Raw genomic sequence first — 15,763 nt, forward strand, 5'->3', positions numbered from 1 at the left:
TTCCTCCCGAGACGCTTCAGGCCGCCTATGTTCACGCATTAAGCTCGTATCGCGTGAATATCTCGTGCTCGCTCAGCAGCCGATTCAGAAAATCGCCCCCACCTACATCCGCCAGGATAGGCCAGTCGTCGAGTCCCGCTGGCCGCTCCATCTGGGACCGGTGAGCTGCCAGCGCGTGACGTTTTGCATCTATCACGTCGCCGATAAAAGCGTGGGAGTTGAACATCTTAACGCCGCGCAAGCCGGCAAGGGTCCGGACCGTCTGCCGCAATGCGGTGCGATTGAATCCAAGCACTCGATCGTGCAGACGAACCCAGGGCCACTGATACCAGTACCAGACGGGATATTCGAACACGGTCACGCGCCGGCCATACAGTTGCAGCGCGCCTCGGGCGCCAAGATTGGTGGCAACATGGTCCGCGGGCGGCTCTTTTGCATGGGTGACGAACACGCTCTGCGGTTGCCAAACGAAAAGCAACTCAGCGATCGCCTCTGCGATCTTGCCGATGTGATGCTTTGCCGTGCCGTCGGGAACACGCAGGAATCTCACCCGATCGGCCGACCCTCCCAACCGGCAAACCGCCTCGATCGCTTCGTCCTCGCGGGCGATCCGCAGCGCCTCCCTGTCAACCCGATTTGCATGGGATGCCGAACCGTCGGTGACAAAAATAAACCGGACATCGGCGCCCGAGCTAAACTTCTTGCTGGCAACCCCTCCACATCCCAGCGTTTCATCATCGGGATGGGGTGCAATGATGACCGCCGACGCCTGCCAGTCTGCTACATCGAAAGGATGAGACCGGTTACGCATCGCTCTATCGAGCATAGCGCCAATCGTATGCCTGACGTCATGCATCGATGCTTCCGATCATCCCTTCTTCGGTGTGGTTCAACCCGACCTGCGCATGGTAGCAAAACACTGTAGGCGATTGGGGTGAGAAAACAATGAAGGTAGGAATTCTTGCTGGCGGACTGGGAACGCGGCTAGCGGAAGAAACCGAGATCCGGCCGAAACCAATGGTCGAAATCGGAGCAAAGCCGATCCTTTGGCATATTATGATGCATTACTATGCCTACGGCCACCGCGAGTTCGCCGTCGCGTTGGGGTACAAAGGCGAATACATCAAACGCTGGTTCAGCGACTATGTCGCATTTGATGGCAGCTTGACTGTCAATGCTGCATCGGGAAGCGTCAAGCGCCACTCGAACTCGCTGCCTGACTGGTCCGTCGATCTTGTGGAGACGGGACTGAATACGCTGACGGGCGGCCGCATAAAACGCCTGATCGACTGGATGGGCGACGAGACATTCATGCTCACTTGGGGAGATGGCGTTTCGGACGTCAACCTTGATAAACTGATCGCCTTTCACAAATCGCATGGCAAGCTTGCAACGATGACGGCGGTGCGTCCGCCAGCACGCTACGGGCACATCGAATTCGATGGTCATCGCGTTGTCAACTTCACGGAAAAGCCACAGGCCTCGGAGGGTTGGATCAATGGCGCCTTCTTCGTGCTCGAGCCGGGTATAAAGGACTATATCGACGGCGACGATGTCATGTTCGAACACGCGCCAATGCAGCGGCTCGCGACTGACGGCCAACTGATGGCATATCGCCACGAATCCTTCTGGCAATGCATGGACACCATCCGCGAAAAGCATCTCCTTCAGAAATTGTGGGACAGCGGGCAAGCGCCCTGGAAAACATGGGAATTTATTGATGAAAGTTCTGGTTACAGGCCACCTCGGTTACATCGGTTCCGTCCTGACTCCGATGCTGCTTGAACGCGGCCATGACGTCACGGGCCTGGACAGCGACATCTTCCGGTCATGCACTTTCGTAGGAACGTTGGCCGAAGTGCCGACGATCGAGAAAGACATCCGCGACATTGAAATCGACGACGTCGCCGGCTTCGACGCGATCATCCATCTCGCCGGACTGTCAAACGATCCGTTGGGGGACTACCGACCCCTGCTTACCGAGGAAATCAACTGCGGCGCTTCGGTCAGGCTCGCGCAACTCGCCAAGGCCGCCGGCGTCCAGCGGTTCCTGTATGCTTCCTCTTGCAGCAATTACGGCGCGGCCGGCGACAGCTTTCTAACTGAAGATGCTCCCTTCAACCCGGTTACGCCTTACGGCGCCTCGAAGGCGAATGTGGAGCGAGCGGTCGCCCCGATGGCGGATCAATCGTTCAGCCCGACGTTCCTGCGTGCGTCGACTGCATACGGCCTGTCGCCTCGCATCCGCTTCGATCTCGTGGTCAACAACCTGACCGCCTGGGCCTACACGACCGGCCTGGTCTACCTCAAGAGCGACGGCTCGCCATGGCGGCCGATCGTCCACGTGGAGGACATCGCGCTGGCCTATATCGCGGTACTCGAAGCCGAGCGAGAGCTGGTCCACAACGAGGCATTCAATGTCGGCTTGACCACGGAAAACTATCAGATTCGAGAGATCGCGGAGTTGGTGCAAACGATCGTTCCCGATAGCCGGGTGAAGTTCGCGCCCGACGCCGGGCCTGACAGACGGTGCTATCGCGTCGACTGCACCTATATTGGTCGCCGCCTGCACGGGTTTAAGCCGCAATGGACAGCGCGGCGCGGTATCGAACAGCTCTATCACACATTTCGAGCGGAAGGCCTTGCACTTGGGGATTTCGAGGGCGAGCGGTTCAAGCGCATCGCCCATGTGCAGAAGCTGATCCAAGATGGTGAACTGGATACCGATCTGCGTCGCACGCCGCAATTAGCGGTAGCGGTTTGAACAAACACAGCCGGGAGCCATGGCCATGATGATTGCTGGTGCAGCCTCTGTAACCGAGCAGGTTTGCCGCTCCTGCGGCGGAAGTCACATCGACACTTTCCTGAAGCTCGGCACGACGCCCTTTGCCGATCGGCTTTCCCTCAAGGTCGACGACGGCGAGGACGAGCCTGTCTTTCCGCTCAGTGTGGTCGTGGTCGAGTAGGTCAGCAATTCGGCTTTCGCCCTCAGAGATCCGGGCGTGCGGCTATCCCGAAACCGGCTCTTCCCGACCCGCGCGCCGTCAGGGTCTCGAACTCCGACCAGCCATACGCCGGTTTTCTGGATGCGTCGCGCAAAATCCGGTCGCCGCGTCGCGTTACGATCCCGACGCCACCGCCTCGCCACCAGCAATGTGTTGCGAATTGATCCTTTGTCGGAACGGAAAGAAGTCTTGCAGTCGTCTGCGTCAGATGGCAGCGAAGATGCTGCGCCGCCGCGTCCATTTCACCCCAACATCCTGCTCTTGGCTCAACGCCGTCGAGGGCTTCTTCGCCAGACCCACCCGGCGCAGGCTCAAGCACGGCGTCTTCCATTCCGTTGTCGATCTTCAGGCCGCCATTAACCGCTTCATCTGCGAATACAATGCCGAGAACCCGCGACCATTCATCTGGAAAGCCAACCCCGATGACATCATCGCCGCCCGAAACCGCAGGTTCCAAACGTTGGAATCAATCCACTAGGTCGTGAGGCACGTACCTTCGAAAGGATGAATTCGGCTCTCAAAGGACGAACTTACAATGCCCATCGGCGGCCTCTAAGCTCACTTTGACGCGCTCTGCCCAAAAACTGGTCTCCTTGCTGAGATCGCAATGCCCGACGCAAGAGATCACTTCTCGAAGGCTATCAAATGAGTGATTTCGACTTACGAAGGCCCAACGCTCTAAGCTTCTTCCGGCTATTCTTTGCGTCGCTTGTTATTATATCCCACTCGCCGGAACTTATAGATGGGAACTCGAATCGCGAGGTGCTGAAGAACATCTTCGGTACATTGACCTCCGGCCAGGTAGCTGTTTACGGATTTTTCTTCATTAGTGGATTCCTCGTGCTCGACAGCGCGATGCGAAGCAGCATCTACGCCTTCATGTCCAGACGTGTACTTCGTATAGTTCCTGGATTTGTTGTGGCATACTTGATCAGCATTAGTCTGGTATTCTGGCTGGGAGGTGGTGACTTTGATGAACTATCTCCGAGCCAGTGGGCGGCTAAGCTTTCCAAAATGGCGCTCTTGCTGAATCCGGCGCAGGTAGGATCGGCGTTTGCCGGGTCCCATGCACCAGATGTTAATGGATCACTATGGACTATTGCATACGAGTTTCGCTGTTATGTGCTTGTGGCAATTGTCGTATTCTGTCTCGGTCGCGTTACGCTTGTCTTTTCGATCATGTCAATGTCACTGGCCATAATCCTCGTTAGTTCCATTTCGCAGGGTGTCTACTTTCGCTACGACCTTGGAAACTTTGAGCCCATCGGTAACGTGGACGATGCCGTACGTTTTACGATGATATTTTCCATTGGGGCGTTGTTTCAGCTGCTCAAGGAGAATGTGAGGAGGAGCAATCGGGTAGCGCTTTTGTGCTGTTTCCTTCTCATAGGCGGGATGTGCTCGGAACGGCTAGCGCCCCTCGCAGTGGGCGTGTTTGGAGGTTATCTGGTCCTGTATTTGGCGTTTCTAAACGAGAACAGCGTCTTAAATTCGATTAACCGAAGGAATGATATATCGTACGGCGTGTATCTCTACGCATGGCCGATTCAGAAGCTACTGATCATGTATGTTCCGGCAATCACGCCTACGCAGCTAACGATCTTGACCTTGCCTATAGCAGTCTGCGCGGGCTTTCTCAGCTGGCATCTTGTTGAGAAACGCGCGATCCATATGCGGCTGCCGATCCTCCGCACTGCATAGTTCGGCTGTCGTTGGGCCGGACCTCGGTCGAAGGCGACGGCTCCGCCCGTCGGATAGACGCGGTTTCGCTCGCCGGACCGCCATCACATGCTCGACGTGCCGGTTCCCATTGGCGTAGGAGGCGGGCAGAATGGTTACCCATAGTCCATCGATGCCATAAACGACGCGATCGCCCGGGACCTTCAGCTGAAGCCCCTCGCGCCTGGCGTCGTCGAGTTCATAGATCACCTGTGGGCGATGCGCACTTAGGACCGACCGCTTCGGCGAACACGGTGTCGACCTGTTGGGCCGAGCGCTCTGCTCAATCGCGGCAGCGCTTTGCGCACCTGTTCAGATGCGTAGGCGCGCTCTGCCGCCCCCCACGCGGGCGCGCCGCAATCGATGTCGTAGACAACGTCACCTGCGTTCAGGTTCGATGCAAGTAGCTGCTGGACCGGCGGCTCGTAGGCGCCCCGCGCAAAATCTGGGTCGCCGCCTCTCGTTACGATCCTGAGGCCACCCGCCTCGCCACCAGCAATGCGTTGCGATTTGGAGAACAGATTGCGGAGCGTTACAGCCAGGTTCACTCGGCCTCTCTCCGCCCTTTGGGCTGGGTGCCCCTGACGCCCGTTACGGAAGAGAACGGCGGGGCCCGACGGGCCTATTTCAATCCGACATGGGTTGGCCGTAGACCGATACGCTCACTGGGTTGAGCGCTACACTGAGGGTCGCCGCATGAGCATCACATCGGCCTACAAGCTGCGAGGCACTTGGCGATCGCCGCCCACCGCTAAGGCTCAATGGCTCACGATCTTTGTGGAAACATGGACCCGCGTGCCTGGGCGCAGTTTCTGATAGACGGACTTGAGCCGTTCTGCGCGCGCCTCCCACGAATACAGCTCGACGGCACGCTTGCGCCCCTCGTTTCCCATTTCGCTTGCCCGGACGGTATCCTCCAGCATCGTGATCAATGCCTGGGCGAGTTCGCCAGGAGCATCGACTTCGACCAGCATCCCGGTGCTGCCAGCTAGAATGGATTCACACATCCCGCCCACGCGCGTTCCAACCACCGGTATCCCGCAGGCCATGCCCTCCACGACCGATATTCCGAAGCTCTCGCTGAGTGACGGATTCACCACAATGTCGGCCTCATGGTACGTCGCTACGAGGTCCTTGTGGGGCACGTTGCCCACGAAGTGAACTCGATCACGTAACCCGTGGCTCTCGATGAGTTCTTCTAAGTGTTCCCGATATTTGCAATTGCCCCAGCGATCGTAGAAACGGCTCAACGCGGTAACCCGCGGATCCGACGAGAGGCTGGTCAGGAAGTCCGCCGGGAGCGGAGAATGCGGCCCTGCGATCCGAAGTTCCACGTCCGCGAACCTGGTCGCAACCTCACTGAAGGCCTCGATCAGTGTGTGTAGCCCCTTCTCTGGCGACACCCGCCCAACGAACAGGATGACATGTCGGGTTCTGGTGGATGCGGAAGCCCGCTGCTCGCTCGGCCGAAAGTAAGAAACGTCCACGCCATTACCGACAGTGGCAACGACGCCAGGATAGTCCGGGAATGCAGAACGAAAGGTGCTTGCGATGTGGTCGCTGACGGCGACCACAGCATCCACCACCTTGAGCTGACGGGCCACCTGATCGCGGTCACGCTGTGACAGCCACTCACACTGCATCTCAAGCACGAGCCGATGAGATGAGCTGGCTGCTTTCAGTTCCCGGCACCATGCCCAGTAATTCATCAAATGGACGATATCTGGTTGATCGACGGCGAGGTAGCGACGAACCTTGTTACGATATTGCGAGTGGTCATCGGCCTTCCGATCCAGCCGCAGCCAGCGCGCCAGGCGCGGAAACTGGTGGATGATCCGCTGCAGCGCGCGGTCGCGCCGCGCCGCAGCCCGCCGCACCGCGAACGGCAGGTCCGCGGGCACCGTATCGTCTCGATAATGCTTGCCATAGAGCGTAATCTGCAGGCCTTCGCCGAGCCGCAGCGCCGTATTGTAGACGATCAGACCGATTGAGTTTTGAACAGGCGGAAAAAGTCTATCGTACGGCTGACCGACGTATACGAGCTTCATGTCACTCCCTACCGTCAGCTCGTTCAGGCGACTCTTCTAAGTGCAGGGCGGTCTTCGGGTCGGGAGAGGTGGTCGGCGAGGCGGCGAATGCCCTCTTCGAGCGGCACCAGGGGACGATTCAATATAGCCTTCATCTTGTTCGTGTCAGGACAGCGGCGCGTCATGTCGCCCTCCGCAAGGGGCGGTCGGAATTCCAACTTCGATGACGAGCCCAGCACTTCGATGACAAACTCGGCCAGCTGTCGAATGCTCATTTCCACGTCGCTGCCCACGTTGATCACTTCGTTCTCGTGCGCGCGCGTTCGATGAACCGCGATGCAAGCGTCAACCGTGTCGTCGACATAGCAGAAGGTGCGGGTCTGCGAACCGTCCCCGTAAATCGTCAGGGGCTCGCCGCGCTGGGCGGCACGCACAAATCGCGGCAGAACGAAATCCTCGCTCTGACGTGGTCCGTAGGTGTTGAAGAAGCGAAAAATGGTAAATGGCAGTCCAAACTCACGCTGAAAAGTGCGCAGATAGACCTCTCCAAGATTCTTCACCACTGCATATGGCAGACGAGAGTTAAGCGGCGTGGTGCTCTCGTTTTGAGGAATCTCGAAAGGCTCGCCATATACCTCCGATGACGAAGCGAAGTAGACACGCTCGGCGCCGGTGTTCTTGCATAGCCTCAGCACGTTCTCGATACCGGTGATGTCGCGCAGCACGAGCAACGGATTTGCCAAAGTCCGCTGCACACCGACCACGGCTGCGAAGTGGAAGACGTGGGTGAAATGGAAGCGGTAGAACAACGACGAGATGTCGTCGAAATCGTTCGCATCCGCCTTTACTACGGTCAGATTGCCCGCTTCTATTTGTACCTTGTCTCGACTTCCGGTCGACAGGTTGTCAGCGACGACCACCTGGGTCTGAGGTAGCTTGACCAACGCGCGAGTGAGGGCGCTGCCGATATTGCCCGCTCCACCAGTTACCAGGATCGATTGCATCATATTCCCCACCTCAACCGAACAGTTTAATCGTCTGACGCAGTGTGCGTCCCTTCGCCAAACGCGACATCTTCGATCTCGCGAGCGAAGGTGGCTCCTAGATCCTTTAGGACGTCGCTTGAAAGTTAAATGTGGCAGCGCCAGGTTTATTTGACAACGTGGCTTGGGGTAAGCATTTCGGCTGTTCTCCCAATGGTGCAATCCATGCTATTTTCAGCTCTGGGGCTGGCTAAGCGCATACATTTTGCTGATTGCTGTGAACTGCTTCCCCGCGGTAATTGAGGCGATCCTTTATTGTCGACATTGAAGCGAAAGTTGCCAGCATCTCATGCAAACTGCTCCAGATCTTCAGGAACTGGTTAACCGCATCCGAACGCGGGACTACACCATTGGCATCATGGGCCTCGGCTACGTTGGCCTGCCGCTCGCCATGATCTCGCTGGACGCGGGGTTCAAAGTCATCGGTTTCGACATCGACGCGTCTCGGGTTGCACTTCTTAACCGCGGAGAAACAGGCATAGATCATTTGCCTGGTGCTGCCATCAAAGTGGCTGTCGACAGCAAGCGGTTTCGCGCCACCAGCGATTTCGCCGACCTAAGCGAACCTGACGCGATCTTGATAGCGGTGCCAACGCCGCTTACCAAAAACCGGGAGCCGAACCTGTCGTTCGTCGAAAACAGCGCACGTGCGATCGCGGAGCGGCTGCGCCCTGGTCAACTTGTCGTTCTGGAGTCGACGACCTGGCCAGGAACGACGCGGGAGGTCGTGCAGCCGTTGCTCGAGGCGACGAATCTTTCTCTGGGAAAGGACTTTTTCCTCGCCTATTCGCCCGAACGGGTGGACCCAGGCAACGACGTACACACCACCGCCACAGTTGCAAAGGTGATAGGCGCCGACGATCCATCGTCCCTACAAGTTGCAAAGGAACTGTATGATCAGATCATCGTGCAAACCGTTCCCGTTGCCTCCACCGCAACGGCAGAGGCTGTGAAGCTGACCGAGAACATATTCCGCTCTGTGAACATTGCGTTGGTCAATGAGCTAAAGGTGATTTTTGACAGGATGGGCATCGACGTCTGGGAGGTCATCGAAGCCGCCAAGACCAAGCCGTTCGGATATATGGCGTTTTATCCAGGCCCCGGCCTCGGCGGGCACTGCATCCCGATCGACCCATTCTACCTGACCTGGAAGGCAAGAGAGTACGAAGTAACAACACGCTTCATTGAGCTTGCCGGTGAAATCAACACAAACATGCCGCATTATGTGGTTGACCGCCTTGTGGAGGCCTTGGACCGGCGAGCCGGCCGCGGCCTGAGCGGTTCGCGGATCTTGGTGATCGGGATGTCCTACAAGAAAAACGTGGGTGACACACGAGAAAGCCCATCGTTGAAGCTGATCGAAATCATGGAGCGACGCGGGGCAGTCGTTGATTACCACGACCCCTACGTACCGGAGATACCCGGAACGAGAGAGTACGCCACCCTGGCAGGTCGCCCCTCTGTGGATATCTGCCCTAGCAGTTTGGCATCGTATGATGCCGTTGTCATCTCGACAGATCATGATGCGATTGATTGGCACAACATCACCAAGCACGCAAAGCTGGTGCTCGATACCAGAAATGCTTGTGCGCGTAGTCAGTCACGCACCGACAACGTCGTAAAGGCATGAGCGGCCCGACTTGCGCACCGGCTTGGTCAACCGGCTATCGACAACGTTGAATGGTTTAACACGTCGAGCGGTTGAATTCATTCAGCGCATCGCATTTTCCCGGACTTGCGCGTCGAGGCATGCATGAGCGCCGGCGCAGCCGTGTAAAGCCGGCGCAGCCGTGTAAACAGGTGGTGCCGGACGAGGTCGCCACGGTTCATGCGGCGCCGGCCGATGCCCTCCCCGTCAGCGGGCCTTTTGGTCGCCATCAGCATCCTTGCCGACCGCGTCATTCCGCCAGACATGGATCGCTTTGAATGCGTCCCACGCGATCGACACGAGGTCGAGATCCCCGTCACCGTCGAGGTCGACCGTCCTTGCTCCCAGATGGCTTTCCATCCCTTCGCCGACCAGCTGCTCGATGAACCGTCCCCCACCCAGATTATGCCAGCTCGAGAGGCGAAGTGCGCCGCGATGCTCGCCCATGATAAGATCCGGCCTGCCGTCCCCAGTCATATCGGACACTGAAAGGCTATTAAGGGAACCACGCGAGGTGATTTCGTGTTGCTCCCAGTCGGAGGAGCTGTCGGCGGGGTTGTGCCACCAATACGCCTTAGCGCTGTCGGCTTTGCCGTTTTCCTCGGTCACGACGATGTCCGCACGTCCATCGCCATCAAGATCGGCGGCCGCGACGCGGTCGGGATAGACCATTTCAGGAACTTTTCCAACGTGCCGAAGCTCCCAGTCTGGCGAGCCGTCACCTGGATTGCGCCACCATGCGACCGTCTTTGCATCGCCGGTCGTGGCGACAAGGTCAAGTAGACCGTCGCCATCGATATCGGCGAATGCGATCCCTTCATCAGACGCTTCGGCGCAGATGCGGGTGCGCGGCCATGGCTCGACTGTTGGATCGTCAGGAATCTTAAAATAGAAAACCCCACCCCCACTCGAGACCGCCAGCTCCGGCTTTCCACCCTTTACGACCTGGGCTAGGGCATGGCCCTGAGAGCCGAGCTCATGACTGGCGGCGGGAACCTCTCCGATCTCGTGCTCTTCAAAGCGGTGCGCTTCAATGTCCTCGGCATGGAGCCACACCAGGTGCAGAGCCCTGCCTTCGCCGCGCTGTGCTATGACCTCCCCGCGCCCGTCACCATCGAGATCCAGGGCTGCGACCGCGTCCACACCCTCGGCAAGCGGTGTCCGTTCCCATTCTGTGTTCCAGGCTTCGGACGGTTGACGGTACCAGAACGGACCCGAGATGATGTCAGTGAGATCATCACCATCCATGGCGGAAAAAGCGACCCCAAAGGAGCGGACGTGCCCGTTCGTGATACGATGATAGGTCCAGCGGTCGAGGCGGACCGATGCAGGCGGATCCAGCCGATTGATCCACACTCTGACAGGCGGGTTGCCCACCCAGTTCGCCCCATAGATGTCAAAATCGCCGTCCCTGTCGACATCGGCGACGACGCCGTTGTGGAGACCCACATCGTCGATCACTTGACGGGCCCAGCGCGTTCCTCGCCCGTCGACATTGTAATGAATCGCGAGCTTGCGCTCCTCGGTCGTATGCATCTGCCCGACAACGACATCGTTGTCCCCGTCTCCGTCCATGTCGGCGGCCTGCAGCGTATGGGCGCCCGCGACAGAAGGCTGAATGACATGGCGGATCCAGCGGCCCGTCGGTCCGGCGAGGGGCTGGAACCAGGCGACGTCGTCAGTGTGCTCGGAACTTGAAGTCAGAATGTCGGCGCGGCCGTCCTGGTCAAGGTCGGTGACGAGCGCCTTGAATGCAGGATTGAACGGACCAAGCTCATAGCTGCGCCATAGTGCTGCATCGCGTGCTGCCGCTGCGCCCGGATTCGACGCCCATACTCCGTGCAGGACGAGATCGACATCAGCATCGCCGTCAATATCACCAATTGCCATTCCCTCTTCGCCAAGGTTGAAGAAAAAGCCAACGCGGGCCCAGGAGTTGGGGCTTTCTTGGAAGAAAATCATCACTTCGCCAGGCGCCCGAACGACGATATCAACGAGGCCGTCCCCGTCGAAATCAGCCGCCTTGATGTCTTTGCCCCAGCTGCCGACTGCACCGATTTCCCGACGATTCCAGCTGGGACCGTGGGTCGGGTTACCATTCGGCCGCGGGTTCTCGAACCAGACGAGATTGACAGCATCGGGCCCATCGGCCGTGACGATGTCGGGATCACCGTCCCCGTCGATGTCGGCAAGCACTCCGTCGGTGGTGAACTCGACGCGAGGCCTCGCGATTACGGTGTGAACCAGATCGGGCCACCGCCACCAAGACATCGCATCCTCGGGGAAGCCGCCAAGGACGAAATCTAGTCGACTGTCGCCGTCTATATCGCCAACAAGCTTTACGTCTCCTGAATAGGGGGCAATCTCTTTGCGTTCAAAAACAAGACCCGACTGTAGAATTTCTTCGGGAGGCCCCTGTCCCCGAGCGGCCTCGCAACTTGCGAGGGTGTACCCGATCACCAGGACCGCGATCAGGCGGCCGAACATGCTAAATGTTGATTTCGCAGCGTGTGAACATTTCGTAGTCGGCCAGCGACCGCCCGACGAAATCTCCCCCTGACAAGTCCGACAGCGTCCGCCATTCATCTTGGTTCTCCAGGCGCTGCATCTGCGCGCATGCGCCGCCAGCGCTTCCCGCGATATGCCCATAACGTCGCCAAGATAGGCGAGGCTATTGAGCGTGGACGACGCAATGGTACCAATCCAGACTGGATACTCTAATACCGCAACAGGGCGACCATAAGCACGAAGCGCCGCGCGAACTACTGCATTGATGGCGACATGATCGGAAGTCGGATCCTTTGCATAGTTCACGAAAACGCTCCGCGGCCGCCATGATTTGAGCATCGACACGACCGCATTTGTTATCTCATGAACGTGATGATTGGCCGCCCCGCCTGGAAGGCGTAAGAATGTAACACTTTCGGATGCGCCCAGACGATGCACTGCTTCTATGGCTCCGGCCTCGCGTGTCCGCAAGGTTTCAGGATGCCTAAGGTCGCGGTGAGGAGACGGCGCCATCGGTGACAAAAAACAAAACGGACCTGGGCACCCGAGGCAATCTTTTTGGCCGCAACGCCACCGCAACCCAGCATCTCATCATCCGGATGCGGCACAACAACGACAGCCGACGCTGACCAGTCGCCTACCTCAAACGGCCTAAGTCGCAGTCGCAATTGACTAGCAAGCATGGTGCTGAAGGTCCGCCTAATCCCCATTGGTGCGCTTCCATCATCCGTTCGCTCGCATTGTTGAACGCCGATCGCCCATGGTAACAGAACTCACTGGCGTTCGAGGCCTGTGTCTGTTGGTGGGGAAGACTTTTATGAAAGTGGGTACCCTCGGGGGAGGATTTGGGACACGGCTGGCCGAGGAAACCGAGAGCCTGCACGCGTTCAAGCCGCAATGGACGGCCGACGCGGCGTCGCGCAGCTCCACGAGGCATTCGGCACTGTTGGTCTCTTGCTTGAAGAGTTCGAGGGGAGCGCTTCAAGCGCATCGCCCACGTGAAAAAGCTGATCCGCGATTGCGAACTGGACGAGCACCTGGTCTCGTTCCCGTTCTGGCCAAAGCAGACTGAGCAGGGCTAAGGGGGACGATATGGACATGATGTGCCTAGATGCGAAGTCGGTGACCGAGCGGGCCTGCCGATCTTGCGGTGGAAGTGGCATTGAGACGTTTCTCGAGTTCGGTAAAACGCCACTGGCCGATCGCCTTCTCACCAGCAGCGACATCAGCGAACCGGAGCCCATTTTTCCGCTGCGCGTCGCGTTCTGCAAAGACTGCAGCCTCGTCCAGATCACCGAGACGGTGAATCCGATAATCCTTTTTGCCGATTCTTATCCATATTATTCTTCTTTCTCCCCTGCTCTCTTGAAGCATTCGCGTGCGAATGCGCTTGATCTGATCAACCGCCGCGGTCTTGGCCCGGAGAGCCTTGTCATCGAATTGGCGAGCAATGATGGTTATCTGCTGAAGAACTACGTCGAAGCGGGAATCCGGGTGCTCGGAATTGATCCCGCCGACGGACCTGCCGCCGCTGCCGAGAGGGTCGGCGTGCCCACGCGCTGTGCGTTCTTCACCCGCGATCTCGCTGAAACGCTGCGCGCGCAAGGCATGCGCGCGGACATTGTCCATGCCAATAACGTGCTCGCCCACGTGGCCGACACCAACGGATTTGTGGCAGGAATTGCCCGACTTCTCAAGGATGACGGTGTGGCGGTTATCGAGGCACCCTATGTCGAACCTTTGATCGAACATTGTGAGTTCGACACGATCTATCACGAGCATCTTTGCTATTTTTCAGTTACTGCACTGGACAAGCTGTTTCGCCGTCACGGGCTTTACCTCAACGAGGTCAAGCACCTTTCAATCCACGGCGGTTCGCTGCGCCTTTACGTGGAAACGCGCGAGAACGTGGGGGCGACAGTAAAGGAACAACTTGCCCATGAGGCCTCGCGCGGGATCGATGCAATCGGCTATTTCCGCGATTTCTCCACCAAGGTCGACGCGCTGAAGCGCGACCTTTCCACGCTCTTGCGCCGGTTAAAGTCGCAGGGTGCCACGATTGCCGCCTATGGAGCGGCAGCCAAGGGAGCAACGCTGATTAACACCGTCGGCATCGGGTGCGACCTCGTGGACTTCGTCGTGGATCGCAACGTCCATAAACACAACAAATATATGCCCGGACAGCGCCTGCCGATCCGCTCGACTGAAGCGCTTCTCGAGGTGCAACCCGATTACGTCCTTCTCCTTGCTTGGAATTTCGTAGACGAAATTCTCGATCAACAGGCCGAGTATCGTGCACGCGGCGGAAAATTCATCCTCCCCGTCCCAACGCCGAGAATCATATGACAAAACAGGCGGACCGCGCGCAAATGGCTTGCCTGAAAGCCGATGGACCGACGCAGTCGGCGGGTTCCATTCGAACCGATTGCTTGGTCTGCGGTCAGCGAAATCTGCTCAATTCGGTGCTATTCGAAGCGTTGCCCCTGCTCTGCAACGCGCTTTGTGCGGACGCGGCATCGGCGCGCGCGGCACAGACCGGCAGATTTGCGACTACCTTCTGCCTCGGCTGCACGCACGTCTTCAATGCCTCGTTCGAGGAAAATCGCATTGGTTATACGCAAAGCTACGAGAATTCGCTTCATTTCTCCGCCCGTTTCGTGGCGTTTGTTGAAACACTGGCCGAGCGCCTGAGCAGGACCTACGCGCTCTCCGGGAAGACGATCGTCGATATTGGATGCGGCAAGGGGGATTTCCTGAAGCGGCTCAGCTTGATCAGCGGTGCGCAGGGAATCGGTTTCGACAAGAGCTTCGAGGACAATCGGGGGGAGGTGGTCCCTGGCGTACGATTTATCAACGACTGGTTCGGCGATTCCTACGCGGATTTGCGTCCGGACCTGGTGGTATGCCGCCAGGTTCTCGAACATATCGCCGAGCCGGTGAAATTCCTGCGCGCCCTTCGCGCCCATCCGGGCATCGGACCGGAGACGGTGTTCTTCTTTGAAGTCCCGAATGTCCTTTACACGCTCCGAGATATGGGAATCTGGGACCTCATTTATGAGCACGCCTCCTATTTCACGCCCGCTTCGCTGAACGCGGCGTTCGAGACAGCTGGCTTTCGAGTGCTGGATGCAGGGACGTCTTTCGGCGAGCAATATCTTTACATTGAGGCGCGGCCGGCTGCCCCCAAGTACACTACTTCCGTTGACAGCCGCGAGATCGAGATGCTCGTCCGCGATTTCGAGCGCGCCTATCGCGACAAGATCGAGCGATTGGGTGGTTACATCGCGAGGCGCAATCCCCAGCAGACCGTCGTCTGGGGAGGGGGATCGAAGGGCATTACATTCGTCAACGTGGTGCCAGGCGCCGATCGGATCCGCGCGATCATCGACGTGAATCCGCACAAGCAAGGTCGCTTTGCCCCAGGAACCGCCACTCCGGTCCTTGCTCCGGAGGCGTTGCGCGGCCAGCCAGTCGAATCAATCATCGTCATGAACCCGCTCTACCGCGAGGAGATCACCAGTCTCGTAGCGGAGCTCGGCTTCACACCGGAGATTGTGGTTGCATAAAAGTTCAATTCAACCGCGGCGGCACGAAGCGCAGAACGGGATTGGCAGGGGATACTCCAATGACCGTGCCGGTCGGGATCAACACGGCCATTCCACCAAGGGTCATCGGACTTTCTCGTCTCGTTATAGCCCGACAATCTGGCAGAGAGCGCTCTCACTTTGATTGCCGCGGGCACCTCGTTTGCCCTTGAATATCAGCCAGCGCGGAAAGAGGTAGCTCCCGCTTCTTGATCGCCTGTGCGGATCG

The 15,763-nt window shown here is 58.3% G+C and carries 12 protein-coding genes and 1 pseudogene; 8 read left to right on the plus strand and 5 right to left on the minus strand.

Annotated features, from left to right (window positions below):
* Positions 1 to 31: 31 nt before the first annotated feature.
* Positions 32 to 856: a PIG-L deacetylase family protein gene (locus tag AC0L2C_RS00250; protein ID WP_128245272.1), complete on the minus strand. Its 825-nt coding sequence runs from the start codon at positions 854 to 856 to the stop codon at positions 32 to 34.
* Positions 857 to 945: 89 nt separating this feature from the next.
* Here AC0L2C_RS00250 and rfbF point away from each other — a divergent pair, with 89 nt between their 5' ends.
* The 5 genes and pseudogenes from rfbF to AC0L2C_RS00275 all read left to right on the plus strand — a co-directional run bounded on the left by rfbF (position 946) and on the right by AC0L2C_RS00275 (position 4,706).
* The gene (gene rfbF / locus AC0L2C_RS00255; RefSeq protein WP_473522434.1) at positions 946 to 1,785 is read left to right on the plus strand and encodes a glucose-1-phosphate cytidylyltransferase; all 840 of its coding nucleotides are present in this window, start codon (positions 946 to 948) and stop codon (positions 1,783 to 1,785) included.
* Entirely contained in the window at positions 1,721 to 2,764 is a 1,044-nt protein-coding gene (locus AC0L2C_RS00260) for an NAD-dependent epimerase/dehydratase family protein (RefSeq protein WP_128245270.1), read from the plus strand. Before rfbF ends, AC0L2C_RS00260 begins: the two co-directional genes overlap by 65 nt.
* A gap of 25 nt (positions 2,765 to 2,789) precedes the next feature.
* Positions 2,790 to 2,966 carry a hypothetical protein gene (locus AC0L2C_RS00265; RefSeq protein WP_128245269.1) on the plus strand — a complete coding sequence of 59 codons (177 nt, stop codon included), beginning with the start codon at positions 2,790 to 2,792 and terminating at the stop codon, positions 2,964 to 2,966.
* Between the two features lie 271 nt (positions 2,967 to 3,237).
* A pseudogene (locus AC0L2C_RS00270) lies at positions 3,238 to 3,483 on the plus strand (IS630 family transposase); the annotation flags it as partial.
* A 167-nt stretch (positions 3,484 to 3,650) separates the two neighbouring features.
* Positions 3,651 to 4,706, plus strand: a complete 1,056-nt coding sequence (locus AC0L2C_RS00275) for an acyltransferase family protein (RefSeq protein WP_287050117.1) — start codon at positions 3,651 to 3,653, stop codon at positions 4,704 to 4,706.
* Between the two features lie 776 nt (positions 4,707 to 5,482).
* Here the strand turns inward: AC0L2C_RS00275 and AC0L2C_RS00280 are convergent.
* Positions 5,483 to 6,772 carry a glycosyltransferase family 4 protein gene (locus AC0L2C_RS00280; RefSeq protein ID WP_473522435.1) on the minus strand — a complete coding sequence of 430 codons (1,290 nt, stop codon included), beginning with the start codon at positions 6,770 to 6,772 and terminating at the stop codon, positions 5,483 to 5,485.
* Between the two features lie 23 nt (positions 6,773 to 6,795).
* Positions 6,796 to 7,758, minus strand: a complete 963-nt coding sequence (locus AC0L2C_RS00285) for an NAD-dependent epimerase/dehydratase family protein (RefSeq protein ID WP_473522436.1) — start codon at positions 7,756 to 7,758, stop codon at positions 6,796 to 6,798.
* 325 nt (positions 7,759 to 8,083) lie between these two features.
* On the opposite strand from AC0L2C_RS00285, the gene AC0L2C_RS00290 reads away from it, so the two are divergent.
* Entirely contained in the window at positions 8,084 to 9,424 is a 1,341-nt protein-coding gene (locus AC0L2C_RS00290) for a nucleotide sugar dehydrogenase (protein WP_473522437.1), read from the plus strand.
* Positions 9,425 to 9,649: 225 nt separating this feature from the next.
* On the opposite strand, the gene AC0L2C_RS00295 is transcribed toward AC0L2C_RS00290, so the two are convergent.
* Both AC0L2C_RS00295 and AC0L2C_RS00300 read right to left on the minus strand, forming a co-directional pair.
* The gene (locus tag AC0L2C_RS00295; protein WP_473522438.1) at positions 9,650 to 12,463 is read right to left on the minus strand and encodes an FG-GAP-like repeat-containing protein; all 2,814 of its coding nucleotides are present in this window, start codon (positions 12,461 to 12,463) and stop codon (positions 9,650 to 9,652) included.
* Positions 12,394 to 12,660, minus strand: coding sequence for a PIG-L family deacetylase (locus tag AC0L2C_RS00300; protein WP_473522439.1), 267 nt, complete (start codon positions 12,658 to 12,660; stop codon positions 12,394 to 12,396). The genes AC0L2C_RS00295 and AC0L2C_RS00300 overlap by 70 nt, the downstream gene beginning before the upstream one ends.
* 382 nt (positions 12,661 to 13,042) lie before the next feature.
* On the opposite strand from AC0L2C_RS00300, the gene AC0L2C_RS00305 reads away from it, so the two are divergent.
* Both AC0L2C_RS00305 and AC0L2C_RS00310 read left to right on the plus strand, forming a co-directional pair.
* Complete coding sequence (locus tag AC0L2C_RS00305) at positions 13,043 to 14,296, plus strand: class I SAM-dependent methyltransferase (protein WP_287061278.1); 1,254 nt, start codon at positions 13,043 to 13,045, stop codon at positions 14,294 to 14,296.
* Positions 14,293 to 15,516 carry a class I SAM-dependent methyltransferase gene (locus AC0L2C_RS00310; protein ID WP_473522440.1) on the plus strand — a complete coding sequence of 408 codons (1,224 nt, stop codon included), beginning with the start codon at positions 14,293 to 14,295 and terminating at the stop codon, positions 15,514 to 15,516. The genes AC0L2C_RS00305 and AC0L2C_RS00310 overlap by 4 nt, the downstream gene beginning before the upstream one ends.
* Positions 15,517 to 15,763: the final 247 nt, after the last annotated feature.

The sequence above is a fragment of the Mesorhizobium sp. WSM4845 genome, assembly GCF_055811455.1.